Origin of the sequence: Salimicrobium halophilum, from assembly GCF_900100295.1 — a bacterium.
GTDB classification, from domain to species: domain Bacteria; phylum Bacillota; class Bacilli; order Bacillales; family Halobacillaceae; genus Salimicrobium; species Salimicrobium halophilum.
This window is the reverse complement of record NZ_FNEV01000007.1, coordinates 54,477-76,834: the sequence shown is the minus strand read 5'-3', so window position 1 is coordinate 76,834 and position 22,358 is coordinate 54,477. Positions and strand designations below refer to the sequence as shown.

The following is a 22,358-nucleotide window of genomic DNA, read 5'->3' as shown; positions in this document are numbered from 1 at the left end:
CTCTCCACCTCTTTCTATGAAATTGATGTTGCCGGTTTCTGTTCTTCGATTTTTGCTATCGCACTCTGGAGCGATTCGACCACCTGTTTATCCTTAATAAGATCTGCAGTCTCGTGGATGTTTCGTCCGAGAACCTCGCTGAAATCTTCAAAGCGTGAAAACACGGTTACGCCGGACATCTTCTTAGCGTCAAGGATGATTCCTTCTTCATTACATACAACAACCGTTACAACCCCCTTGCCGAATTTCTTCTTCTCCACTCCGACTCCGAGATAACCGGAATCTTTCTGACTCATTTCTCTGATTGTCTTTCGGTAATTCTTCATCTGAAAGTGAGCCATGTAGAACTGTAAAACCCATATGAAAGCGAACAGCAAAAAGAATAATCCCCACGTCGCCATTCCTTCCCCTCCCTTTTACATTTGTTCAAACACTTAACTTATGTAAATAATAAAACGCTTTCACCGACTTGTCAACATTATTCTGAAAATTTCATTTATTTCCATAAAACCTTATAAAACAGAGGTTAAAACTGTTGACAGTTCCTTATCTCTGGATTAAGCTTGTAACAAATGTTATTCAAAAGAACATATGTAAAGGAGGAAATAGAATGATTCAAATTCCAGAACACCTATCCAAGGAAAGACTTCTCGACCTTTATGAACAAATGTGGTTGATCAGATACTTCGATGAAAAAGTGGATGAATTCTTCGCAAAAGGGATGATCCACGGAACGACCCACCTGGCTGTCGGTCAGGAAGCCTCTGCCGTCGGTTCATGTGCCGTACTAAAGGAAGAGGACAAAATAACGAGTACTCATAGAGGTCACGGCCACTGCATTGCCAAAGGAGCCGATATCAATAAGATGATGGCGGAACTCTTCGGAAGAGAAACAGGCTACTGCAAAGGGAAAGGCGGATCGATGCATATCGCCGATCTGGATAAAGGGAACCTCGGCGCGAACGGCATCGTCGGTGGCGGGTTCGCCATTGCCAACGGAGCCGGGCTCACTTCAAGAATGAAAGATCTCGGATACGTCGTTCTCTGCTTCTTCGGAGACGGAGCATCTAATGAAGGAAGTTTTCATGAAGCATTGAACCTCGCTTCTATATGGGATTTGCCGGTTGTCTTCATTTGTGAGAACAACCAGTACGGAATGAGTGGTCCTGTCAAAGACATGATCAATATCGAGCATATCGCAAGCCGATCCGGAAGCTATGGAATACCCGGAAAAGTCGTAGATGGGAATGATGTTTTCGACGTGATGAATGCTGTAGGGGAAGCTGTCGAGCATGCACGGGAAGGGAACGGCCCAAGTCTTGTCGAGTGTAAAACGTACAGATGGAAGGGACACTCCAAGAGCGATGCGAAAAAATACCGTACGCGCGAAGAAGAGAAAGAATGGCGCGACAAAGATCCGATCAAACGGATGAAAGAAGCGATGCTCGAAAAAGAAATCGTGACAGAAGAAGAAGTGGAAGAAATTAAGCAACAGGCGAAACGGAAGATCGAAGAATCGGTCGAGTTCTCGAAAGAAAGCCCGGAACCGGACCTGTCCACGCTTTTGACAGATGTCTATGCTGATTAACGGAAGGAGAGAAAACAAATGAGAGAAATCACTTATTTAGAAGCGGTACGCGAAGCTTTAAGTCAGGAAATGCGTGAGAACGAAGATGTATTCATGCTTGGGGAAGATATCGGCGTATACGGAGGTGCTTTCGGTGTATCCAGGGGGATGCTCGAAGAATTCGGTTCGGAACGCATCCGTAACACCCCTATTTCAGAAGCGGCGATCTCCGGTACAGCGGTAGGTGCTGCTCTCACCGGTATGCGTCCGGTCCTTGAGCTGCAGTTCTCAGATTTCATCACGATCGCCATGGACAACCTCGTGAACCAGGCAGCGAAAATCCGCTATATGTATGGAGGGAAAGGGTCTGTCCCAATGGTACTTCGTACTCCATCCGGTTCCGGTACAGGGGCAGCGGCTCAGCATTCCCAGAGCCTCGAAGCGTGGGTCGCCCACGTTCCCGGACTAAAAGTCGTGCAGCCTTCCTGCGGCAGTGATGCGAAAGGACTTCTGAAAGCGGCGATCGATGATAATAACCCGGTCGTTTTCTATGAACATAAAACGTTGTACAAGACTTCGGATCATGTCCCTGAAGAAGCGTACAGCATTCCCCTCGGAAAAGCGGACATCAAACGGGAAGGGACGGATGCCACGATTGTAGCGACTGCCGCTATGGTGCCGAAAGCCCTCGAAGCGGCCTCGAAGCTCGCTGAAGAAGGAATCGAAACAGAGGTCGTCGATCCCCGCACCCTCGTTCCTTTGGATAAAGAGACGATTGTGGAATCCGTGAAAAAGACCGGAAGACTGCTGGTAGCGCATGAAGCGGTGAAGCGCGGTGGTTTCGGCGGAGAAATAGCTTCCACCATAGCGGAAAGTGAAGCGTTCGACTTCCTCGATGCACCGATTATGAGACTTGGCGGAGCAGAGGTTCCGATTCCGTACAATCCGAACCTCGAAAAAGCTACGGTCCCTTCCGTCGAAGATATGATCGATAGCGTCAAACAAATGGTGCATTACGACACGTGGAGGGAGAACCATGGCTAACGAAATCTTCATGCCGAAACTGAGCAGTACAATGGAAGAAGGGGTCATCCTCGACTGGTTCAAAGAAGAAGGCGACGAGATCGAAACAGGAGAACCCATTTTCGAAATTATGACCGATAAAATCAACATCGAAGTGGAGTCTTATCACGATGGCATCTTGCTGAAGAAATATTTCCATAAAGACGATACGGTCCCGGTCAACCACGTCATCGGGTTCATCGGTGAACAGGGCGAAGAAGTTCCGGACACTCCTCCGGCGTCAGATGAAGAATCTTCTGCGGATGAATCCTCTTCCCCTGAGCAGGAAACAGCTGCTCCGGCACAGGAACCGGAAACAGAGGTTTCTACAGAGAAGGTACGTGCTACGCCTGCAGCAAGAGCAGCGGCCCGCGAGAAAAACGTATCTTTGCATAACGTCTCCGGAAGCGGTCCGAAAGGCCGCATCCACAAAGCGGACGTCCTCTCTTCCGGATCCCAAGGCAAAAGCACTCCGCTTGCTGAAAAAATGGCTTCTCACCATGGAATCGATACAAAGAACGTGGAAGGCACAGGAGCGGGTGGCAAGGTTATGAAAAATGATATCAACGCTCTTCTTGCAGAGTCTTCCGAGAACAGACCCGAAAATGTGACGGAATCACTCAGAGGGGTGCGCAAAGTGACAGCCGAGCGTATGGCCGATAGTTCCTCCACCATCCCGCACGTCACGATGGATTTCGAGGTGGATATGGAGCAGGTCATCCGGCTCCGGGAAGCATTGAAGTCTTCCGTCGAAAAAGCGACCGGTCAGAAACTTTCCTACAACGAAATCTTTGTACTGGCTGTAAGCAAAGCTCTACAGCGGCATCCTGATATAAACATCACTTATGATAAAGAAACCATCACGTATCATAATGAGGTGAATGTAGGCGTAGCCGTGGCAGTAGAAGAGAATCTTTACGTCCCTGTACTGAAGAACACAGAACGGAAGTCTCTCAGTATGCTTGCTGACGAACTAAAACCACTGATCTTCAATACGAGAGAGGGCAGGATAGATTCCGCTTCGATGCAAGGGGGTACGTTCACCATCAGCAACCTCGGCATGTTTGCAATCGATTCCTTTACCCCGATCATCAATAAGCCGCAGGGAGCGATTCTCGGCATCAGCCGCATGAAAGAGGTGCCTGTCGTGAAAGAAGGAGAAGTAAAAGTCTCGAGCGTCACTACGTTCAGTCTTTCTTTCGATCACCGGGTGATCAACGGGGCTCCTGCAGCCGCATTCTGTACGACACTGAAAAATCTGCTCGAGGAACCGTATGAATTACTGGTGTAAAAGGAGAGACTGAGATGAAAACTTTTGATATAGCAATTATTGGAGGAGGACCGGGTGGATATGAAGCGGCCATCCGCGCTTCTTCTTTCGGCAAAAAAGTAGCATTGATCGAATCCGGGCACATGGGAGGGACTTGTCTGAACACAGGATGCATCCCTTCCAAAACCCTTCTCCGCCATTCTGAAATCCTTGAAGATATGAAACAGGCGAAGGACTGGGGGATCGAGACTGGAGACCTGAAGCTGGACTGGAGCAAAATGGCCTCCCGTCAGAATAAAGTGGTGCGTACGCTGCGCTCCGGCGTCGAAGGACTGATGAAAAAACATAAAGTGACCGTCCTTCGCGGGAAAGGATATCTCGAGCCGCAGAATGCTCCTGAGGGGCACACCATCAACGTTATTTCCGACAAGGAAGAAGAAAAAATCGAAGCTGCCAAAGTGATCATCGCTACCGGATCGAAACCGTCCCTCCCTCCTATAGAAGGACTGGATGATGTCGATGTCCACACGTCGGATTCCATTTTCTCCATCGAGGAGCTTCCCTCTTCCATTGTCATCGTAGGTGGAGGAATCATAGGCGTCGAATTCGCAACCATATTTTCTTCTCTCGGGGTACATGTCACCATTGTTGAACTCGGAGAACGTCTGATTCCAACAGAGGATGAGGAAGCAGCCAGCGTGATCCGCGATAAACTGAAAAAATCAGGAGTCGACGTAAGAGTCAATCTATCTGTAGCTTCTGTAGCAAAAGAGGCATCCGGCAAAAGTACGCGTGTTCTCCTCTCCGATGAGTCGAGTCTGGAGACAGATATGCTGCTGGTAGCAACCGGACGGCACCCGAACACGGAAGTCATCCAGAACACCTCCATCGATTTACAGAAAGGATATATAAAAACCAACGGGAAGCTCGAAACATCTCTTCCTGGTGTGTATGCAATCGGAGATGTGAACGGAAAAATCCAGTTGGCTCATACCGCCAGCGCAGAAGGGTTGGTTGCCGTCAACAATGCTTCAGGAAAACCGGTGCAGACCATCGATTATCACACCGTTCCTAAATGCGTGTACACCCTTCCGGAAATCGCGAGCGTAGGCTTGACTGAGGAGGAAGCACGCTCTTCTTACAAAGACGTAAAAGTTTCGAAAATTCCATATTCCTCTAACGGGAAGGCTCTTTCTTCCGGAAACACAGAAGGGTTTGTTAAAATAGTAGCAGAAGAACAATTCGGAGAGATTCTCGGAGTGACGATGGTCGGCAGTCATGTGACGGAGATGATCAGCGAAAGCGTAGCCTTCATGAACCTCGAAGGTACCGTGGAAGAACTGGCTCAAACCGTCCACCCTCACCCTACCCTCTCCGAAGCGATGTTCGAAGCAGCGAATAACTGGCTGAACATGGGCATCCATCACTAGTACCAGTTTTGTCTACGTAAATTTTCAAAAGGAGGTGGTCCTCTTATGTACAAATCCGGCGAAGACCGACGCATCATGGTGAAAGTTGCGAAACTCTATTACTTCGAAGGACACACACAGGCACAAATCGCAAAAATCATCGGCGTATCGAGACCCATCATCTCGAAACTCCTCGCTCAGGCACGGGAAGAGAATGTGGTAGAAATCTACATCAAAGATGAAAGCGCGCATACGGTGGACCTGGAGATGCAGATTGAGCGCCATTACGGGGTACGCGAAGTAATCGTCTTACCGAAATCCGACTATCAGCCGGAAATGGTGCGTAAGATGTTAGGGAAAGCGGCTGCGTCCCACATTTCCAAGAAGGTTCCTCATATTTCGAAAATCGGAATCAGCTGGGGGAAATCCGTGTACAGCTTTGTGGAGGAATACCCCTACCGCCGGGAGGATCACCTCCATATCGTTCCATTGATCGGTGGCATGGGACAGAGTCACCTCGATCTCCATTCGAACATCCTTTCTCTCCGGTTGGCACAAAAGATCAACTCGTCCTGCAGCTATTTGTACGCCCCTGCCATGATGGATAACTCCGAGCTTAAAGAACGCTTGCTTTCTTCGCTTGATATCTTCGGCGTATTAGAAGAAGGGAAAAATGTAGATATCGCCGTCGTAGGTCTCGGGAACCCGGTTCAGAATTCTACGATGGAGGAAATCGGATATTTATCCTCGGAAGACGTGGCTTCTCTGAAACGATCGAATGCCATCGGAGACCTGAACTCCCAGTTCTACGACGTGAACGGAGAGCCGTTGAACCATCCATTGAATGAACGAGTCATCGGGCTCGGGATGGAAGACTTGAGAAACGTTCCGGAAACCGTTGCAATCGCAGAAGGACTCAACAAAGTGAAGAGTATCCATGCCGGGTTGAAAAGTGGTATCATAAACACATTCATCACGGATGACGAAACGGCGACAGCACTTATGTCTCATGTGGATGAAGGAGTTACCGAGCAAATCTAAACCAGGGGGTGGCCCGATTGATCATCAACGAAGTAGAGGCCGATCTTTACTGTATCAATTGTCACGAGGAGTCTCCGCACGAAATCATTTACGTACGGGACAAAATCTCTCACATCCGCTGTCTCGAATGCGATCGTACGATGGAATTCCAGACAGACATCCTTCACGAGTATGGAAAACACATGTACTATAACCTCGCCAACAAACCGAAGCAGTTCAACGAAGAATACCGCAAACACTTATCCAGCTTTCTTTTCGGTCTTCCGGTACGCATTGTCAGTAAGCCATACCGGTTCGCCAAGGAGTTCCACAAAGACTTCCAGGACATCCAGCGCTACAAAAATAAGATCCATCACAAAGAAGAGGACGACGAGTAGTCGCCCTCTTTTTTTATCTCGATAACTGCCTGACGAGCTGGCGGGTGTAAAGCGTCCGTGCCACCACAAAGTAGACAACCTGAATGACAGCAAACCCGCCCAATACGTAAGCCGCTTCCTGTACAAGATTGTAATCGAAGAAGCTGGAGAGAGCACTAAGGGCCACAGCCCCGTGGACGAGTGCTACGATGATCGGCGCAAAGAACAGCAATCCCGTCTGCTTGGTCACGACACGATTCATTTCTTTATCCGTCAGCCCCATTTTCCGGATGGCAGAGAATTTTTTGCGGTCTTCCTCAAAATCCGTATAGAGACGGAAGTACAGGAAGCTTCCAGCGGAAAGGAAGAAGACGATCCCGATGAATAACCCTATGAACAGGACAGGACCATAACTCTTATTGATCTGGTATAAAACCGCATCAATCGCCGTCAATGACCCCGGAGGGAAGGATTCGGCCAATTCCAGACCGACCTCGACTACTTCGTCTCCCGAGGATTCCACCTGCCATACATATTGTGTAGTGGAGGTCTCAGGTTCCGGCAGAGATTCGTAGGTTTCCTCACTTACCACGTAGTAGTCCGTGACTCCAGGAAGGACGTTTGAAGTGACAGAGGACGAAGGAGAAATCGTTTCCCCTGAAACAAGAGGGATTTCTTCCTCCATCAGACCACGGCTCTGATTGACTGTATTTATTTGAAGAAGATTGCCATAGATTACGACAGCTTCCCGTTGACCCACCTCTACTTTTTGACTGTCTGTCATCGAAGCAAGTGTGTTATAGAGAGAATCAGGGATGATCCAGACACTTTCTTCCGGAAGAATACCATTGTAGGCGCTCATCGTTACACGTTCCGTTTGGTACTCCACCCCTTCTTCTTCAAGGGCGCCGCTCACCTTTTCAACTTTTCTTTTATCTGCCGCTTCCTCTCCGACAGGATTATAGGTGAAATCATAAGGATTCGCCTGAATCAGGCCTTTCGTCAGATAAGATTGGGCACCGTACAGAGATCCTATGGCACTGAAAGCAACCGTCGAAATGATCGCCACCATGAAAAAAGCCCGTGCGTTATCCTTCATCCGGAAGGCCAAGTCTGACAGAAGGATCATATTCGTCTTCTTCCAGTAAAGAGTCTTCCTTTTTTTCAACCGGTGAACGAGGAAAACATTCAGCTGGGTGAAAAGAAAATAAGTGCCTATCGTGACGAGGATTGCTACCGGAAGGAAAAATCTGATCACATCCAGTCCTTCGGCCGTCAACGCAAGACCATATCCGATCGTCAGCAGAAGAACAGAGAAAGCCACGAGCAGCTTGGAAGCTTTCGGTTCGCCCTTCGAAGATTGATCGCTCTTGATCAGACTTGTCAGTTTCTTCGTGCGCAGCAAAAAGGCGACGAACAGCGATATGAAGAAGAACAACAGAGTGAACGAGAGGAATGTAACGGCCACGGCATTCCACGGCATGTAAAAAGAGAGAGATTCACTGATGATCAGTACATTTTCTGCAATAAGCAGAACCGCTTTGGAGAACAGCAAGCCGAGACCGATCCCGAGCATCGTTGCTACCACGCCGATCAGCAGATTTTCAAGGAACACCATGGAGCGGATTTGTCTTGTAGACATTCCGTGGATCATCAGCACTCCGAATTCTTTTTTCCGTGACTGCAAAAAGACACTCATCGAATAGAGGACAAAAAAGAAAGAGAACACGTAAATAAGACCTCCGGCGACTCCCATCCCCCTCAAGGCATTACTGTTGATCGAGCCGTCATAAAAGACGGGGTGAAAAGCGAAGTTGGCGAACGTAAAGAACACCATCACCGTGAACATGCTGCTTAGAAAATACGCAGCATACAGGCGCCTGTTCCGGAAGACGTTACGAATGACGAACTGACGAAAGGTCATCGTGCTCGCCTCCTAAAAAAGACAACGTGTCCATGATCTGCTGGAAGAACGGCTGACGCTTTTCCCCTTTATGAATCTCTGAATACAGTTTCCCGTCCCGGATGAAAACGACACGATCACAGTAGCTGGCAGCCTGAGGGTCATGTGTGACGAGAAGTGTCGTCGCTCCTTCTTCTTTATTCATCGTTTCGAGCATCTCCATGACGTCTTTCGAAGACTTGGAATCAAGGTTCCCTGTCGGTTCATCAGCAAGTAACAGGCGCGGTTCGTGAATCATGGCCCTGGCTATAGCCGCCCGCTGTGCCTGTCCTCCAGAGACTTCTGTAATCCGTTTATTCAAAATGTCTTCGATTCCGAGCTTCCGGGCAATAGCGAGTGCCCTTGTTTCCATCTCTCTCACTTTTGTCCCGTCGAGCGTAAGCGGGAGAACGATATTTTCTTCGATGGTCAGCGTAGGGAGAAGATTGAATTCCTGGAAAACGAACCCGAGCGACTGACGGCGGAATTCCGCCAGTTTCTGCTTCTTCAGCTGGTGAGGACGTTCTCCATCGATGACAATCTCCCCACTCGTAGGTTGATCAATGGTTGAAATCATGTTCAAAAGCGTCGTTTTCCCGCTTCCGGAAGGTCCCATGATCCCTACAAATTCACCATTTTCCACCTTGAGGCTCACATCCGTAAGCGCCCGGTGCGCGATTTTGCCTTCATATACTTTGCCTGCGTTTTTGATTTCTAACATAATCTCTTCCCCTTTCCTTGCTTCTATCCAAATCATACCGGACACTCCCACTACGAACGATCGATTTTCCTTTCATGAACCTTACATTCTTGTAATAAATGAAAAGCGGAGCCATCCCGCTTAGAAGCTCTGGCATAAGTAAGGGTTTCTCTTTTCAGGTGCTCTCTCCTGAAAAAGAAATCATTACTTATGACATGTGCTTCTGGATGGTGTAGCTAGATCATGAAAGTGAAAAGCGGAGACACCCCGCTTAGAAGCTCTGGCATAAGTGAAAGGTCTTTCCGCGACGTTCACGAAAGCAAGTAATGCGCGAGCGTACCGCAAAATGATTTGCCATCCACTCAAGCACGGAAACGAACTCTGAATGTACCAATCTCATAAAAACGGTACACTCACGCATGAAACTTCATCCTGAGTGTACCGCAAAAGAAAGAATTGTGGCTCTCCGTCTACAATTACAAAAGAAGCGATTGTGGCTCTGAGAACACAATACGAACCCTCGTCCCTTCCCCGGCGACGGTATCCAAATCGATGTCATGTTCCAGATAATCGGCTATTTCTTTTGCAAGGTATAGTCCCATTCCTGTCGATTCTCTGTATTCCCGGCCATGCACTCCTGTGAAGAAAGGATCAAACACTCTCTTTTCATCTTCCGGAGGAATACCGATACCGAAATCCTCCACTTCAAGAATATGTCGGTGCTCCCTCGTGTAGTTTCTGACGATCACTTGATCAGCTTTTCCTTCCGAGTACTTCACTGCATTCTGAAGAAGCTGATGAACCAGGAACACCAGCCATTTCCTATCCGTTTCTACAAACAGCTCACTCGTCTCGAGTTTGGGATAGACACGACTGCGTATAAAATACCGCTTATTCTCTGCCACCACTTCCTGGATCCCTTCTTCGAGAGACACGGGCTCTATTTTGAAATCATCTTCGATGGAACGCATACGTGCCATATAGAGCACGTTCTGCAAGCCGTTTTTCATCCTGTCCGTCTCTTCCCTGATATTCGAAGATGCCGGTTCCTCGACCTCTTTGGCAGTCAATTCGATCACCGAGAGCGGTGTTTTCATCTGATGGACCCACCGCTCCATGAACGTCATGTGTTCTTCTTTCTGCCTATGTGTTTCCATGATTTCCTGCTGGAATTTATGGAATTGCTGCTTCAACAAGTCATCCAACGCTTCTCCGACCGGAGTGTTACCTGTTGTTTCCATTGCTTCATCAAGATGATTCATCGGACGTTCCAGGCGCCGATAAACGTTTCTCCGCGTGACGTAATGATAGGTAAGGTAGATTCCAAGAAAAAAGAAGCCGAGACTAAGCAGGTACGCCAGCATTTTTACATCGGAATAGCCATCCATATACAATAGAAAGGCGATACTTCCGAACTGGATCATCTGAATAAAAATTAAAAACGCGTGCTCTTTGAAAAATAGACTCATTCCCCGTGCTCCCATGTCGCCACAAGTCGGTATCCGGCACCTCGCACAGTTTCGATAGCATGTTCAATACCCAGCTGCTGCAGCTTCTTCCGGGCTCTGGTGATGTTCACATTAAGCGTATTTTCATCGACGAAGGCCTGCTCTTCCCATAGCTTCTCCAGCAAATCTTCTCTCCCCGCAACGCGCGGGTACCTGTCGAACAGAACCTCGAGGACATCCGTCTCTTTCTTTGTCAGCGTCACCTGCTCTCCCTCAAAATGAAGTTCCATACGCTCCGGAAAAAGCTCGACTCCTCCCTGGTCCCACACTTTTTCACGGGTGACAGCGTATTCCCCGTAAGCACGACGGAGCTGCCCTCTCACTTTCGCGACTACGACTTCCGGAGCAAAAGGTTTCGTGATATAGTCATCTCCCCCATTTTCAATGGCCATGACCTGGTCCATCCCTCCCGTCCGTGCAGATAGAAAAATAATCGGACAAAGGGACAGATTTCGGATCTGTCGACACCAGTAGAAGCCGTCGAACTTAGGAAGGTTGATATCCAGAAGGACAAGGTCCGGCTGATACTTCTGAAATTCAGCCGTAATATCTTCCCATTCTGTCGCTTCTGCTACCTCATACCCGTACTTGTCCAAATATGTATGTAAATGTTCAGCGATTTTCGGATCATCTTCCACGATCATGATTTTCTGCATCCTATCACCTCTTCTCTTATTATACCACCGCGCATTTTCATTGAAATAAAGACTTATCTTTTGTATAGTAACAGGATGGCAAAGGAAGGGGGAGCAGGCGATGAAGAGAATCTATCAACGAGCAGGCTATTATTTTTCAGGGCTATTGATTTTAACTCTTGGAATAGCACTTACCGTGCTTGGTGGTCTCGGAACCTCCCCTTTCGACGCATTGCTCGTAGGATTATACCGGACGTTCGGTCTGACTATCGGAAGTTGGGAAATCGTGGTCGGAATATCAATGATCATTTTCAACGCCGTCGCTGAAAAACGCCGGCCTGAGATGATTGCGATTGTCACTTCCCTCATCACCGGACTCGGCATCGACTTCTGGGTGTTCACCCTGGAAGGATGGGTGACCCCTGTTGCTATTTGGGAAGAGAGTATCGTTTTCTTCCTCGGCATGGTCATTTCCGCTCTCGGAATTTCGATTAATCTGCAAGCCAACTTCGCTCCGATTCCTTTCGACCGGATGATGCTCGTCATACGGAATCTCACGGGGTGGAACGTGACCATTTCCCGGGCTGCGATCAGTGTCGTCCTCGTCCTTCTTGCTCTGTTTTTCAACGGAGCCGTAGGAATAGGAACACTTATCATCATGGCTTTGAGCGGAGCTTTTATCCAGTATTTCATGGGATGGGTGCAGCGTTTCGATCACTCCATCATCACAACAGAAAAGACGAAAAAGACTTTTCGATAAAAAACAGGCACTCAAGGGGGTTTCCCTGGTGCCTGTTTTCTATTGATTTGCGGTACACTCAGAGAAAAGAATCTCACTTGAGTGTACCATTTTTTTGAAATCGGTACGTTCAGAGGACATTTCCGTCCTCGAGTGGGTTGCAAATATTTTTGCGGGACGCTCGCGGATATACTCCAAGCTTAAACGTCCACAAAAACCTTCCTGGAAAGTGCTGAACACAAGCCCCTCTTTAATCTACGGTAAACTCGAAGTTACCCGTAAATTTCACATCGCGTCCTAACAGTACCCCACCTGTTTCAAGTGGCGCGTTGAAACTGACGCCGTATGCTTCGCGGTTGATTTTCCCTTCCACGTCAAAACCTGCCACGATACTGCCATCCATGGGACTCTTCGACGTACCGTTGTATTCTACGGTGAACGTTTCTTCGTTCGTTACTCCTTTGATGGTGAAGTCTCCCGTCACTTTATATTCATCATCCGAAACCTTTTCGATCTGCTTGCTGTCGAACACAAGGTTCGGATGGTTCTCTGCATCGAAGAAATCACCTGTTCTCAAGTGATTGTCACGATCTTCATTACCTGTCTCTATCGATGTCACCGGAATCGTCACGGTAATGGAAGCATTCTGAAGATCCTCGATATCCCCTTTGAAATCCACATCGAAGTTCGTGAAAGAACCTTTCGCTTTCGAGACCATCATGTGTTTGATCTGAAAATCGAGTGTACTGTGCACTTTGTCTAAAGCCAATGTCGTCATAATGTATTCCTCCTGTATTTTGAATCTGAGATAATTATAATACACAAATATCTCAAAATCAAGATATTTAAATTAAAAATAAACGGAGGGAACACCCTCCGTTTCAATACAAAGCTTCCTGTTCACTTGTCAGTTCATACACTTTCGGAATAACAAACGTCATCAGAACAAAGGCCAGGGCAAAAAGCATCGCAATCGAACCCCATAGTGGAATCTCGAATACAGCCTGTACGATAAGAATAAGAAAAACAAGCAGCATATACATACTACCGCGCTTCCGTGATTTTGCCGTTACATACTGCATCTGGCCACACGAAGGGCAAGTCCCCCGGGCCTGGACCGATAACTTTTTCCATACATCTCTCCGTCTCCACTCATACCCGCAATGATCACAAACCGGCATCGTTTCTCCTCCTTTTCTATACAAAAATCCCCGGCATAAAAGCCGGGGATTCACCTGCCGATTATTCAGCAGAGTAAGGAAGTAGAGCCATTTGACGGGAGCGCTTAATCGCCTTCGTCAATTTACGCTGATACTTCGCAGAAGTTCCTGTTACTCGGCGAGGAAGAATCTTTCCACGCTCAGAGATGAAACGTTTAAGCAATTCAGTGTCTTTGTAATCGATATGAGTGATGCCATTTGCAGTGAAATAGCAAACCTTCTTACGTCTACGTCCACGACGTGCCATATGCGTTCACTCCTTTTCGTTTAGAATGTATCCAAGAGTTACCGTACTCTTAGAATGGTAAATCGTCATCCGATATATCAATAGGTTCCCCGTCATCTGCGAACGGGTCATTACTTTTTGATTGTCCAAAATTATCCTGAGATGGTTGGTTCTGATTTCCCTGGAATCCTGAAGACTGGTCATTACGGGGACCTTGTCCACCGCCTGAGCCACCTTTTGATTCAAGGAACTGCACACTGTCTGCCACGACTTCCGTGATAAATACACGGCGACCTTCTTTGTTTTCGAAGCTCCGTGTCTGCAAACGTCCATCTACACCGACCTGACTACCTTTACTCATAAAGTTGGCCAGATTCTCGGCTGCTCTTCTCCATACCACGCAGTTAATGAAGTCTGCATCATTATTGCCCTGGTTGTTGGAGAAAGGACGGTTCACAGCTACCGTGAAGTTGGCGACAGCTACTCCATTCGGTGTATAGCGTAAATCAGGATCCTTCGTTAACCTGCCGACTAAAACGACACGATTTAACATCAGACCACCCCTTATTGATCGTCTTCGCGTACAGCGATATGACGAATGATGTCATCAGAGTACTTAGCCTGGCGATCGAATTCGTTGATCGCGTCAACTGTTCCTTTGAAGTTGATTGTTACGTAGATGCCGTCGCGATAGTCTTTGATTTCGTATGCAAGACGACGCTTACCGACTTCTTTTGTTTCATCAATCTCCGCACCGTTATTTGTAAGGATGCCGTCGAAACGCTCTTTTACAGACGTTTTCTGGTCCTCCTCGATATCCGGGCGGATGATGTACATGATTTCGTAGTTTCTCATCCGTGTTCACCTCCTTATGGACTTAGCGGCCTTTTGCTGATCAAAAGGCAAGGAGTAATCGTATATCATTACTCACAACTTAGTATAATACCATAGATCCTGATTGTTTACAACCACTCTTTAGACATTAAATCGGAAATGGATGACGTCCCCATCTTTGACGATGTACTCTTTTCCTTCTAAACGAACTTTTCCGTTCTCTTTCGCTTTGGCCATCGATCCGCCTTCGACGAGGTCCTCATACGATACCGTTTCCGCTTTGATGAATCCTTTTTCGAAATCCGTGTGGATGATTCCGGCTGCCTGCGGGGCAGTCATGCCTTTGCGGAACGTCCAGGCACGCACTTCCTGTTCCCCTGCTGTGAAATACGTAGCAAGACCGAGCAGGTTATACGTCGCTTTGATGAGCTGGTCGAGTCCGGACTCCTCAATTCCGAGATCTTCGAGGAACTCCGCTTTCTCTTCGCCTTCGAGTTCAGCGATTTCGGATTCGATTTTGGCACAGACGACGATCACTTCTGCTCCCTCTTTTTCCGCAAACTCGCGGATCCGCTTCACGTTATCGTTATCCGGCTCGCCGATTTCATCTTCTCCGACGTTCGCTACATACAGAATCGGTTTCGCCGTCAACAGGTGAAGACCTTTGCGGTACTTTTCCTCTTCCTTCGTAAGTTCAAGGGTACGGGCCGGCTGTTCCGATTCAAGCGCTTCTTTCAGACGAGTAAGAACATCCTTCTCAGCCAGGGCATCCTTGTCTTTCTGTCTCGCCATCTTCTCTACACGCTCGAGGCGCTTGTTGATTGTTTCGAGGTCTGCGAGAATCAGTTCCAGGTTGATCGTTTCAATGTCTGAAATCGGATCGACTTTTCCGGATACGTGCGTGACTTCATCGTCGTCAAAAGCACGGACGACGTGACAGATTGCGTCCACCTGACGGATATGGGAGAGAAACTGGTTGCCGAGTCCTTCCCCTTTACTCGCGCCCTCCACGATTCCTGCGATATCCGTAAATTCGAAAGCTGTAGGGATTGTTTTCTTCGGGTTCACAAGCTCTGTCAGCTTCTCCAGACGATAATCCGGAACTTCGACGATGCCGACGTTAGGGTCAATCGTTGCGAATGGGTAGTTCGCAGAGAGAGCTCCTGCTTGTGTTATTGCGTTAAATAGCGTAGATTTTCCGACGTTCGGCAAACCTACGATTCCTGCTGTTAATGCCATTTAGGTTTTCCTCCTTAGAGACTTTAGCGCATATGTCATACCAATTATAGATATTGTAATCCAAAATAACAACCGATAGAAAAGGAAAAACGCTTCCCTCTCTACCGGTCAAAACATTCATTCCGCTACGCGAAATTTCAATATTGTTCCACGTGAAACGCTCAATTTTCCGCTTTCACCAGAACTTTTTTCATTTTCTTGTTGAATTCGCGACGGGGGATCATCACGCTATGCCCACACCCTTCGCATTTGATGCGGATATCGGCACCCAGACGAATGATCTTCCAGCGGTTCTCTCCGCACGGGTGGGGTTTTTTCATTTCTACAATGTCATTCAGTTCGTATTCCTTCTCCATTCTCAGCACCTCCTGCTTCTTCCCTGGAATACATAACGATACGAGGGAACGGAATCTCGATACCTTCCTGATCCAGACGTAATTTCACTTCTTTCCTTATCACTCTGCCGATATTCCAGTGTTCCATCGGCAACGTTTCAGCGAAAATACGCATAGATATATCAGAAGCACCAAGACTCACGATACCGAGAAGCTCTGGTGGCGCTACAATCTCTTCATAGCGCTCCTCGAGTTCCTTGAGCAGCTCCAGTATTACCTGTTCCGCTTTCTCGATATCACTTTCATAAGCGACGCTTACGTCCACAATAGCGGCACTGTTATCTACGGAATAGTTCGTCACCTGTGTAATATTTCCGTTAGGGATAATGTGTATTTCTCCACCCCAACTCTTCACTTTGCTCGTTCTCAGACCGATTTCAATGACGAAACCTTCGACGCCTGCCGTACCGATGAAATCTCCGACAGAAAACTGGTCCTCAAAAATAATGAAAAACCCGCTGATGATATCACGTACCAGGTTCTGCGCCCCGAAACCGATGGCAAGTCCAGCAATTCCGGCACCTGCAAGTAATGCGCCGATATTAATGTCGAAAGCTTCTAAAATCATAACGAACGCTGTGAAATAAACGATATAGGTCAAAGTATTTTTCGTCAGCTTCGTAAGGGTCGTCTCCCGCCGCTCAGAAATGCGGAAGGGGCCTTTCACTCTCCTGGAATAAAATCTGTCTATCACTTTATTCCCGACCTTTATGATGACACCAGCTAATATCAGGATGAAAAAGATTTTAAAAGCGACGAGACCGATTTGACTCCAGAGTTCCGGACCAAGCACCGCGTCCTTCCACTCCTCGAACATTCCTATAGCTTCCTTTGTAGCTTCTTCTGTACTTGAACTCAATAGCACTCTTCCATATCCGCTCAAAAACAACCCTCCCTCGCCGATTCAATAGTCGTCTATTTTAAATGTAAGAAAATCGGGTATAGAAGTAAAGAAATAAGCACGTAAAGATTCAATATACCATAAAGCGGGTAAAGGTGCTCAATAAGCGTAGAGAATCCGATGGAAGTCAGAGGCAGCATGAGAGCGATCAGAAGGAAGGCAGTCACCCACAACGGCTGCTGAAGATTATCCTGGAACCTGACGGCCAGTCCAAGCGTACCGGTAACCGCTGTCGTAAAGATTGCGGCCCAGAGAATCACTGCCATCAACAGAAGCATCGCATACGGGTAATCTTTCAAAATAGCGAACAGAGGGATCTCGTATACCAGTACCTCACTCTCTATATGGACGAGACTTCTGTTGTATAAAAAGGAAAGCGATCCCAGAACGACCCCGCTGCCGATACTGGCAATGCCTATCTCAGCCCGTGATTCTATCTTATATCCGACAGCCCCTATGACAGCGAGCAGCGGAAGAACATTCAACGCCGTGAACGGAAAAGCAGCCATCCAATTATCCATATCAGTGACCCCGTCCAAAAGATCGATACGCTGATCATACAAGAAAGTGAATAGCAAGAGAGCAAGCCCTGAAAGAAGCAGAGGAAAGAGTATACTCGTCACCTTTACAATGCCCTGAACATTCCAGAAAAAACTGAAAACGAGACAGATCACCATCACAACAACACCAAGCCGGTAAGACTGGTGAAAAGCTTCAAAAGAGGCTCCACTGCCGGCAAGCATGATCACGGTGGTCGTAAATAAATAAATGATGATCATAACGTCATAGATACGTACGAACGTCCTTCCTACTACCTTTTCAAGGACAGGAACATAATGTTTCGATTTTTGTGCGTAACTCATATGCATAAGGGAATAACAAGATACCGTAAACATCAGTGCAAACAACAATATTGCCAGACTGCTGTCCGGACCGAAAAATTGCCACAGCTCACGCCCGGAGGCATAGCCTGCTCCAATCATCGTCCCGACAATAAGTGCGATCCAGCGAAACCCGGACTTCCACATGCCTGTCCCACCCCTTCACGTATAAAACCGACGTCTGATTTGTATACTTTTACTACTATGTTTGAGGAGGAGAACCTATGAACACCCCTGATGTAACACCTATCAAAGAAAAGAATTTCAATATCGGAGATCCTCTGTTCCAGGAGGACTTCATCACCACCCTCTACGAGTGGCTTCCGAAGAACCGTGAGATTGTCATCGCTTGTGTCGGCACCGACCGTTCGACCGGAGATTCCTACGGTCCTTTTGTTGGATCGATGCTCGAGGAACAGGGGGAAGGGTCCTTTCACGTACTCGGTACGATCGAAGAACCACTTCATGCCGTGAACCTGGAAGAGAGAATAAAAGAAGTGAAAATGAAATACCGTAATCCGTTTATCATTGCCGTTGATGCCTGTCTCGGAAGTGTTTCTCATATCGGATCGCTGACACTCGCCAAAGGTCCGCTGGCTCCAGGAGCTGCCCTCAAAAAGGACTTACCGAAAGTGGGGGATGTTCATATCAATGGAATCGTGAATGTCCAGGGATTCATGGAGTTCGCCGTTCTGCAGAATACACGCCTGAAAACGGTCATCGACCTTTCTTCCGCTACCGTGTCCGCTCTGCACGGACTTGAAGAGAAGTGGAAGCAGAATCGTTCGGTTGCATTTCCATCCAGAGCTTTCTCTCACATCAGAAAAGCTCAACGTACTCGCCTGGCCAATGACGCATAGAAAAATAGGTCAAAACATAAAAACCGGGATGTAACAGAATGTCTATCCCAGACATCCCTCACACCCCGGCTTTTCTTATCTCAGAACCAGCCAAGTAATTGTTGCAGATAAAGCAATACGCCCACCATGATAAGCGCTGGCAGCAGATTCGCCACCCGAATTTTGGTGAGATTCAATATGTTCAATCCGATGGCAACGATCATCAGACCTCCGGTTGCCGTCATCTCCGTGATGAATAAATCGAGCATATCTTCCGGTACCCACCGGTTGATTTGGGTTGCCAAAAGCGCGATGCTCCCCTGATAAAGAACAACCGGTATAACGGAGAAGATGACCCCTATCCCAAGTGTGGAAGTGAGAACCATGGCGACGAAGCCATCGATGATCCCTTTTGTAATCAACACTTCGTGATCGTTTCGAAGTCCTCCGTCGAGAGCGCCGATGACAGATAGGGCCCCGATGACGAAGATGAGGGAAGCTGTAATGAATCCTTCGGCGATCCCTGAGGACTCTTCCGGTTTCGCAAATTTCCTTTCGATCCAGTGACCAGCCGCTTCCAGCCGATCTTCGAGATACAAAGCCTCCCCGACCAGAGCCCCGGACAACAGACTGAGCAGAACGATGACGATACTATTCACTTCAAACGCCATCTGCAGGCCGATGAGTATAACCGCCAAGCCCACGCCGCTCATAACCGTTTCCTTGAATCGTTCAGGTATTTTCGTAAAAAAAAGACCGATCAGCGTACCGGCCACAATACAAGCTCCATTGACTAACGTCCCTAACAGCGCCATAGCTACCTCCCCTTCTATCCAACCAAATCCTTATGTAAAAAAGACTGTCCCTCTTCTCTGCCGGACGGGCAGAAGAGAGCGACAGTTTCAGAAGCCGTTATTTCTCAAACCAGTGAAGGAGGCGCTCCAAATCTTCGTTGGTACTGAACTCGATTTCGATTTTGCCTTTCTTCTTCCCTTTTTTTATTCTTACTCCGGTTCCGAGACGCTCCTTTAATACGTCTTCCCGCTCCTGAAGGAAAATGTCCTTTTTCTGCTTCGGCTTCTCTTCCTGTTCAGGAGAATTCAGACGAGCCACGAGTTGCTCCGTCTGTCTTACATTCAACCCTTCATTTTCAATGCGGGTCGCTACGGAAAGTAGCTTGCTTTCATCTTCCAGACTAAGAAGGGCCCGGGCATGCCCCATTGATAGTTCCTCGTCATTCACTTTCTGTGTAATCTCTGCAGGCAGAGACAGAAGTCGGACCAGATTCGCGATATGAGAACGACTTTTCCCGAGACGATCGGCGAGTGCCTGTTGCGTAAGATGCAACTCTTTCATCAAGTTGCGATAGGCCGCCCCTTCTTCGAGTGGACTCAAATCTTCACGCTGAAGGTTTTCGAGCAGAGCGAGTTCCATCATCTGCTGATCCGTCATCTCTCTCACGACGGCAGGGACTTTCTCTAGTCCTGCCTTTTTGGCTGCACGGAAACGACGTTCCCCTACAACGATCTCATACCCTTTGATGCTCTTCCGAACAATGAGAGGCTGAAGAATCCCATACTCCTCGATGGACGATTTCAGCTCCTCGATCGCTTCCTCGGAGAATTCTTTTCTCGGTTGATAAGGATTGGGACGGCATTTCTTCACAGACAGTTCCTGAATCTGTTCTTCCTCTGTTGCTTCCGCCTCCGAAAAGAAAGCATTCAGCCCTTTACCTAACCCTTTCGCCATTAGCAACCACTTCCTTTGCAAGTTCTAAGTAAACTTCTGCCCCACGTGAACGGGAATCATAGGTGATGATCGGTTCTCCGTGACTCGGTGCTTCGCCGAGGCGTACGTTTCGCGGAACAATCGATTTATACACACGGTCCTGAAAGTATTTCTTCACTTCTTCGATGACTTGAAGACCAAGGTTCGTCCGTGCATCAAGCATCGTGAGCAATACCCCTTCGATGACCAGTTGCTTATTCAGATGTTTCTGGACGAGCCGTACCGTGTTCAGAAGCTGACTCAGCCCCTCGAGCGCATAATATTCGCACTGGACAGGGATGATGACAGCGTCAGAAGCCGTAAGAGAATTGATCGTCAGCAAACCGAGGGAAGGAGGACAGTCGATGATGACATAATCGTATTTCTGCTTGATTTCATCGACAGCATTTTTCAGACGGACTTCTCTTGAAATGGTCGGCACCAACTCAATCTCTGCACCGGCAAGTTGGATCGTCGCCGGGATCACGTCCAGCCGCTCCGTATTCGTCGACCGGCATACATCCTGAATGCTCGCATCTTCAATCAGAACGTCGTAGATACATTCATCCACGTCCCCTTTTTCAATACCGACGCCACTCGTCGCATTGCCCTGAGGATCGATATCAACAAGCAGAACGCTATGACCCAAATGCGCCAGAGCGGCACTCAGGTTCACAGACGTCGTCGTTTTTCCGACGCCGCCTTTCTGATTAGCAATAGAAATGACCTTTCCCATTCCTTGAACACCTGCCGTTCTAAAAAGTTCTCCCACCTTCGTAAAAACCCACCTTTTTGGCTATAAAGATGGGCAGAAGACAGGCAGCTATTGTTTTTTCTTCGGAATCTTGATTGTCACCTGATAGTAATCCTCGTAGTCTTCTTCGTCTGTTTCCACTTCAAATCCTGTTTCTTTCACCATATCCAAAGATTGACGAATCGTGTTCATAGCGATTCTCATATCTTTGCTGATCCCCTTTATCTTCGGCTTCTTCTTAGGAGTATCGGGTTCTTTCGGATTCTTCATCTGAACGATACGCTCTTCTGTCTGTTTGACGTTCAAATCTTCTTCAAGAATTTCCGCGAGAAGATTCTCAATGGCTTCCGGTTCTTTCAACGCAATGAGAGCCCTGGCGTGACGTTCTGTGATTTTTTTATCGAGTACTGCCTGCTGCACGGATTCCGGGAGCTTCAACAGACGAATCTTATTCGCTATCGTCGACTGGCTTTTCCCGAGACGTTGAGCAAGCGCTTCCTGCGTCAATTCATGCATTTCTATCAGCTTCTGATAAGCCGTCGCTTCTTCAATGACGGAAAGCTCTTCCCTTTGGAGGTTTTCAATAAGTGCGACAGAAGCTGTCTGTGTATCGGTCATGTTTCGTATGATAGCCGGAACCGTTTCCCACTCCAGCGACTGGACGGCCCGCCACCTTCGTTCACCGGCGATCAGTTCGTAGTTTCCTTCTTCTGATTGACGCACAACGATCGGCTGAATCATCCCGTGCGTATGTATCGTCTGAGCCAGCTCGGCTATCTTCTCTGCACTGAAAATCGTCCGCGGCTGATACCGGTTCGGATATATGCGAGAAACCGGAACTTGAATAACTTCGTCAGGATTGTAAGATTCCACGTCCTCCTCCTGATTATCTTCCGATTCGGGTTTGTCACCTAATCCGAACAAGCGGCTGAATGGATGTAACAAAATCAGACACCACCTTTTTGCGATCCAACATACGTTGTTCCACGTGAAACGTTCTATGATTCTCTCTTTTCACGTATGATATAGTTGCGCATGTTTTAGAGTCTTTTTCTATTTTATCACAATTTCAA

The 22,358-nt window shown here is 47.7% G+C and carries 26 protein-coding genes; 8 read left to right on the top strand and 18 right to left on the bottom strand.

Going from position 1 to position 22,358, the window contains the following annotated elements:
- Positions 1-14 precede the first annotated feature (14 nt).
- Positions 15-401: a transcriptional regulator GutM gene (locus BLQ44_RS11625; protein ID WP_093194069.1), complete on the bottom strand. Its 387-nt coding sequence runs from the start codon at positions 399-401 to the stop codon at positions 15-17.
- A gap of 209 nt (positions 402-610) precedes the next feature.
- On the opposite strand from BLQ44_RS11625, the gene BLQ44_RS11620 reads away from it, so the two are divergent.
- Genes BLQ44_RS11620 through BLQ44_RS11595 form a run of 6 tightly spaced genes read left to right on the top strand, consistent with a single transcriptional unit; the run spans position 611 to position 6,726 of the window.
- Positions 611-1,588: a thiamine pyrophosphate-dependent dehydrogenase E1 component subunit alpha gene (locus BLQ44_RS11620; RefSeq protein WP_093194068.1), complete on the top strand. Its 978-nt coding sequence runs from the start codon at positions 611-613 to the stop codon at positions 1,586-1,588.
- 18 nt (positions 1,589-1,606) lie between these two features.
- Positions 1,607-2,611, top strand: a complete 1,005-nt coding sequence (locus BLQ44_RS11615; protein ID WP_093194067.1) for an alpha-ketoacid dehydrogenase subunit beta — start codon at positions 1,607-1,609, stop codon at positions 2,609-2,611.
- The gene (locus BLQ44_RS11610) at positions 2,604-3,920 is read left to right on the top strand and encodes a dihydrolipoamide acetyltransferase family protein (RefSeq protein ID WP_093194066.1); all 1,317 of its coding nucleotides are present in this window, start codon (positions 2,604-2,606) and stop codon (positions 3,918-3,920) included. The genes BLQ44_RS11615 and BLQ44_RS11610 overlap by 8 nt, the downstream gene beginning before the upstream one ends.
- Positions 3,921-3,934: 14 nt before the next feature.
- The gene (lpdA, locus tag BLQ44_RS11605; protein ID WP_093194065.1) at positions 3,935-5,329 is read left to right on the top strand and encodes a dihydrolipoyl dehydrogenase; all 1,395 of its coding nucleotides are present in this window, start codon (positions 3,935-3,937) and stop codon (positions 5,327-5,329) included.
- Between the two features lie 45 nt (positions 5,330-5,374).
- Positions 5,375-6,349, top strand: a complete 975-nt coding sequence (locus BLQ44_RS11600) for a sugar-binding transcriptional regulator (protein WP_093194064.1) — start codon at positions 5,375-5,377, stop codon at positions 6,347-6,349.
- Positions 6,350-6,366: 17 nt separating this feature from the next.
- On the top strand, positions 6,367-6,726 hold the full coding sequence (locus tag BLQ44_RS11595) for a hypothetical protein (RefSeq protein WP_093194063.1): 360 nt from the start codon (positions 6,367-6,369) through the stop codon (positions 6,724-6,726).
- Positions 6,727-6,739: 13 nt separating this feature from the next.
- Here BLQ44_RS11595 and BLQ44_RS11590 read toward each other — a convergent pair whose 3' ends face one another.
- From BLQ44_RS11590 to BLQ44_RS11575, 4 genes are all read right to left on the bottom strand, one after another.
- Positions 6,740-8,629: an ABC transporter permease gene (locus BLQ44_RS11590; RefSeq protein WP_093194062.1), complete on the bottom strand. Its 1,890-nt coding sequence runs from the start codon at positions 8,627-8,629 to the stop codon at positions 6,740-6,742.
- Positions 8,601-9,368, bottom strand: coding sequence for an ABC transporter ATP-binding protein (locus BLQ44_RS11585; RefSeq protein ID WP_093194162.1), 768 nt, complete (start codon positions 9,366-9,368; stop codon positions 8,601-8,603). The genes BLQ44_RS11590 and BLQ44_RS11585 overlap by 29 nt, the downstream gene beginning before the upstream one ends.
- A gap of 455 nt (positions 9,369-9,823) precedes the next feature.
- Positions 9,824-10,816, bottom strand: a complete 993-nt coding sequence (locus tag BLQ44_RS11580) for a sensor histidine kinase (RefSeq protein ID WP_093194061.1) — start codon at positions 10,814-10,816, stop codon at positions 9,824-9,826.
- Positions 10,813-11,511, bottom strand: a complete 699-nt coding sequence (locus BLQ44_RS11575; protein WP_093194060.1) for a response regulator transcription factor — start codon at positions 11,509-11,511, stop codon at positions 10,813-10,815. The genes BLQ44_RS11580 and BLQ44_RS11575 overlap by 4 nt, the downstream gene beginning before the upstream one ends.
- Positions 11,512-11,611: 100 nt before the next feature.
- Between BLQ44_RS11575 and BLQ44_RS11570 the strand changes: the two genes are divergently transcribed.
- Positions 11,612-12,250 carry a YczE/YyaS/YitT family protein gene (locus BLQ44_RS11570; RefSeq protein ID WP_093194059.1) on the top strand — a complete coding sequence of 213 codons (639 nt, stop codon included), beginning with the start codon at positions 11,612-11,614 and terminating at the stop codon, positions 12,248-12,250.
- 229 nt (positions 12,251-12,479) lie between these two features.
- On the opposite strand, the gene BLQ44_RS11565 is transcribed toward BLQ44_RS11570, so the two are convergent.
- From BLQ44_RS11565 to BLQ44_RS11525, 9 genes are all read right to left on the bottom strand, one after another.
- A complete protein-coding gene (locus tag BLQ44_RS11565; RefSeq protein ID WP_093194058.1) occupies positions 12,480-13,007 on the bottom strand; it encodes a YceI family protein in 528 nt (175 codons plus the stop codon).
- 103 nt (positions 13,008-13,110) lie between these two features.
- Positions 13,111-13,410 (bottom strand): TIGR04104 family putative zinc finger protein, encoded by a 300-nt coding sequence (locus BLQ44_RS11560; RefSeq protein WP_093194057.1) that lies wholly within the window; start codon positions 13,408-13,410, stop codon positions 13,111-13,113.
- Positions 13,411-13,471: 61 nt separating this feature from the next.
- Positions 13,472-13,696, bottom strand: a complete 225-nt coding sequence (gene rpsR / locus BLQ44_RS11555; protein WP_093194056.1) for a 30S ribosomal protein S18 — start codon at positions 13,694-13,696, stop codon at positions 13,472-13,474.
- Positions 13,697-13,745: 49 nt separating this feature from the next.
- Positions 13,746-14,228, bottom strand: a complete 483-nt coding sequence (gene ssb, locus BLQ44_RS11550; protein WP_093194055.1) for a single-stranded DNA-binding protein — start codon at positions 14,226-14,228, stop codon at positions 13,746-13,748.
- Positions 14,229-14,239: 11 nt separating this feature from the next.
- Positions 14,240-14,530: a 30S ribosomal protein S6 gene (rpsF, locus tag BLQ44_RS11545; RefSeq protein ID WP_093194054.1), complete on the bottom strand. Its 291-nt coding sequence runs from the start codon at positions 14,528-14,530 to the stop codon at positions 14,240-14,242.
- Positions 14,531-14,650: 120 nt separating this feature from the next.
- Positions 14,651-15,748 carry a redox-regulated ATPase YchF gene (gene ychF / locus BLQ44_RS11540; protein ID WP_093194053.1) on the bottom strand — a complete coding sequence of 366 codons (1,098 nt, stop codon included), beginning with the start codon at positions 15,746-15,748 and terminating at the stop codon, positions 14,651-14,653.
- A 161-nt stretch (positions 15,749-15,909) separates the two neighbouring features.
- A complete protein-coding gene (locus BLQ44_RS11535; RefSeq protein WP_093194052.1) occupies positions 15,910-16,104 on the bottom strand; it encodes a DUF951 domain-containing protein in 195 nt (64 codons plus the stop codon).
- A complete protein-coding gene (locus tag BLQ44_RS11530) occupies positions 16,079-16,960 on the bottom strand; it encodes a mechanosensitive ion channel family protein (RefSeq protein WP_093194161.1) in 882 nt (293 codons plus the stop codon). Before BLQ44_RS11530 ends, BLQ44_RS11535 begins: the two co-directional genes overlap by 26 nt.
- A 98-nt stretch (positions 16,961-17,058) precedes the next feature.
- Positions 17,059-18,072 carry a YkvI family membrane protein gene (locus BLQ44_RS11525; RefSeq protein ID WP_093194051.1) on the bottom strand — a complete coding sequence of 338 codons (1,014 nt, stop codon included), beginning with the start codon at positions 18,070-18,072 and terminating at the stop codon, positions 17,059-17,061.
- Between the two features lie 77 nt (positions 18,073-18,149).
- Between BLQ44_RS11525 and yyaC the strand changes: the two genes are divergently transcribed.
- Positions 18,150-18,785, top strand: a complete 636-nt coding sequence (yyaC, locus tag BLQ44_RS11520; RefSeq protein WP_093194050.1) for a spore protease YyaC — start codon at positions 18,150-18,152, stop codon at positions 18,783-18,785.
- 80 nt (positions 18,786-18,865) lie between these two features.
- Here yyaC and BLQ44_RS11515 read toward each other — a convergent pair whose 3' ends face one another.
- The 4 genes from BLQ44_RS11515 to noc form a co-directional block, all read right to left on the bottom strand.
- Positions 18,866-19,579: a DUF554 domain-containing protein gene (locus tag BLQ44_RS11515; protein WP_093194049.1), complete on the bottom strand. Its 714-nt coding sequence runs from the start codon at positions 19,577-19,579 to the stop codon at positions 18,866-18,868.
- Between the two features lie 97 nt (positions 19,580-19,676).
- Positions 19,677-20,513: a ParB/RepB/Spo0J family partition protein gene (locus tag BLQ44_RS11510; protein ID WP_093194048.1), complete on the bottom strand. Its 837-nt coding sequence runs from the start codon at positions 20,511-20,513 to the stop codon at positions 19,677-19,679.
- Positions 20,494-21,267, bottom strand: a complete 774-nt coding sequence (locus tag BLQ44_RS11505) for a ParA family protein (protein WP_093194160.1) — start codon at positions 21,265-21,267, stop codon at positions 20,494-20,496. Before BLQ44_RS11505 ends, BLQ44_RS11510 begins: the two co-directional genes overlap by 20 nt.
- Before the next feature lie 87 nt (positions 21,268-21,354).
- Positions 21,355-22,230 (bottom strand): nucleoid occlusion protein, encoded by an 876-nt coding sequence (gene noc / locus BLQ44_RS11500; RefSeq protein ID WP_093194047.1) that lies wholly within the window; start codon positions 22,228-22,230, stop codon positions 21,355-21,357.
- Positions 22,231-22,358: the final 128 nt, after the last annotated feature.

Coding starts and splice junctions, on each gene's coding strand:
- BLQ44_RS11515 (WP_093194049.1), bottom strand. CDS start 19,579: ATGGCGCTGTTAGGGACGTTAGTCAATGGAGCTTGTATTGTGGCCGGT.
- BLQ44_RS11510 (WP_093194048.1), bottom strand. CDS start 20,513: ATGGCGAAAGGGTTAGGTAAAGGGCTGAATGCTTTCTTTTCGGAGGCG.
- rpsF (WP_093194054.1), bottom strand. CDS start 14,530: ATGAGAAACTACGAAATCATGTACATCATCCGCCCGGATATCGAGGAG.
- BLQ44_RS11620 (WP_093194068.1), top strand. CDS start 611: ATGATTCAAATTCCAGAACACCTATCCAAGGAAAGACTTCTCGACCTT.
- BLQ44_RS11535 (WP_093194052.1), bottom strand. CDS start 16,104: ATGGAGAAGGAATACGAACTGAATGACATTGTAGAAATGAAAAAACCC.
- BLQ44_RS11585 (WP_093194162.1), bottom strand. CDS start 9,368: ATGTTAGAAATCAAAAACGCAGGCAAAGTATATGAAGGCAAAATCGCG.
- BLQ44_RS11580 (WP_093194061.1), bottom strand. CDS start 10,816: ATGAGTCTATTTTTCAAAGAGCACGCGTTTTTAATTTTTATTCAGATG.
- yyaC (WP_093194050.1), top strand. CDS start 18,150: ATGAACACCCCTGATGTAACACCTATCAAAGAAAAGAATTTCAATATC.
- BLQ44_RS11575 (WP_093194060.1), bottom strand. CDS start 11,511: ATGCAGAAAATCATGATCGTGGAAGATGATCCGAAAATCGCTGAACAT.
- BLQ44_RS11615 (WP_093194067.1), top strand. CDS start 1,607: ATGAGAGAAATCACTTATTTAGAAGCGGTACGCGAAGCTTTAAGTCAG.
- ychF (WP_093194053.1), bottom strand. CDS start 15,748: ATGGCATTAACAGCAGGAATCGTAGGTTTGCCGAACGTCGGAAAATCT.
- BLQ44_RS11570 (WP_093194059.1), top strand. CDS start 11,612: ATGAAGAGAATCTATCAACGAGCAGGCTATTATTTTTCAGGGCTATTG.
- BLQ44_RS11525 (WP_093194051.1), bottom strand. CDS start 18,072: ATGTGGAAGTCCGGGTTTCGCTGGATCGCACTTATTGTCGGGACGATG.
- BLQ44_RS11610 (WP_093194066.1), top strand. CDS start 2,604: ATGGCTAACGAAATCTTCATGCCGAAACTGAGCAGTACAATGGAAGAA.
- BLQ44_RS11505 (WP_093194160.1), bottom strand. CDS start 21,267: ATGGGAAAGGTCATTTCTATTGCTAATCAGAAAGGCGGCGTCGGAAAA.
- BLQ44_RS11560 (WP_093194057.1), bottom strand. CDS start 13,410: ATGCCGGTTTGTGATCATTGCGGGTATGAGTGGAGACGGAGAGATGTA.
- BLQ44_RS11625 (WP_093194069.1), bottom strand. CDS start 401: ATGGCGACGTGGGGATTATTCTTTTTGCTGTTCGCTTTCATATGGGTT.
- lpdA (WP_093194065.1), top strand. CDS start 3,935: ATGAAAACTTTTGATATAGCAATTATTGGAGGAGGACCGGGTGGATAT.
- BLQ44_RS11600 (WP_093194064.1), top strand. CDS start 5,375: ATGTACAAATCCGGCGAAGACCGACGCATCATGGTGAAAGTTGCGAAA.
- BLQ44_RS11590 (WP_093194062.1), bottom strand. CDS start 8,629: ATGACCTTTCGTCAGTTCGTCATTCGTAACGTCTTCCGGAACAGGCGC.
- BLQ44_RS11530 (WP_093194161.1), bottom strand. CDS start 16,960: ATGTTCGAGGAGTGGAAGGACGCGGTGCTTGGTCCGGAACTCTGGAGT.
- BLQ44_RS11565 (WP_093194058.1), bottom strand. CDS start 13,007: ATGACGACATTGGCTTTAGACAAAGTGCACAGTACACTCGATTTTCAG.
- rpsR (WP_093194056.1), bottom strand. CDS start 13,696: ATGGCACGTCGTGGACGTAGACGTAAGAAGGTTTGCTATTTCACTGCA.
- ssb (WP_093194055.1), bottom strand. CDS start 14,228: ATGTTAAATCGTGTCGTTTTAGTCGGCAGGTTAACGAAGGATCCTGAT.